Here is a 329-nt window from a genome sequence, read left to right on the forward strand (position 1 = left end):
GAATTCCCTGGGGGGCAAGGGTATCGAGAATTGGAGCGATCGCCGCCATCACTTTTGCTTTAGCCGGAGCGTTGTGTTTGTTTTTTGGGCTACGGGAGGGTTTTTCGGCAGTGAGGGTTTCACAAAATAAATGGAGAGTGGATTCTTTAAGGGTGGCGCGAACCTTGACGTTGGACTCCTCTAGCTTTTGATTGAGGATACGACCAATAGCGGCCTGTGAACCCCAACGCGCCCAATTTTTGAGAATTTCAACCGGAGGGGTGAGATCAATGCGTAACATCCAATCAGGCCGGGGTTCTCCCTGGACTTGCAATAAAATACAAGCATCC

General features: G+C 50.2%; 1 protein-coding gene. It reads right to left on the minus strand.

Annotated features, from left to right (window positions below; translation table 11 throughout):
- Positions 1 to 329: hypothetical protein (locus M595_RS31470; protein WP_023070060.1), on the minus strand; the 329-nt coding region annotated here is incomplete at both ends.

Source organism: Lyngbya aestuarii BL J (assembly GCF_000478195.2).
GTDB classification, from domain to species: domain Bacteria; phylum Cyanobacteriota; class Cyanobacteriia; order Cyanobacteriales; family Microcoleaceae; genus Capilliphycus; species Capilliphycus aestuarii.